Origin of the sequence: Limosilactobacillus pulli (assembly GCF_947381555.1) — a bacterium.
Classification (GTDB): Bacteria; Bacillota; Bacilli; order Lactobacillales; family Lactobacillaceae; genus Limosilactobacillus; species Limosilactobacillus pulli.
On the sequence record NZ_CANCWQ010000089.1, the window covers coordinates 1 to 365 of the forward strand.

Here is a 365-nt window from a genome sequence, read left to right on the forward strand (position 1 = left end):
AGCTCCATCAACCAATAATCAATTGGTCAGTATTATTTATTTGAGTCCAGTGGCTAACTTATTCTTGAAATTTAGGAAAAAAAAAAAAAAAATAGCACCAATGGTGCTAAATAAAAAACATATCATATAATATCATTTATATGAAAAGATATAAGTTTTACAGACTATACCAATAATTCGATTACTGATTATGTAGTTTATGCTTGAGTCGTTCAATTCAACTTCTCTTAAATCAAAAAATCGTTCAGCCCCATTATCATAACGTGGCTGAACGATAATAAAATGGCTAGTGGCGCGGGACGGAATCGAACCGCCGACACACGGAGCTTCAATCCGTTGCTCTACCAACTGAGCTACCGAGCCAT

At 35.1% G+C, this 365-nt stretch carries 1 tRNA gene; it reads right to left on the minus strand.

From position 1 onward, the window contains the following. Positions 1-290: 290 nt before the first annotated feature. Positions 291-363, minus strand: a tRNA-Phe gene (locus tag QOS03_RS09310). Positions 364-365 lie beyond the last annotated feature (2 nt).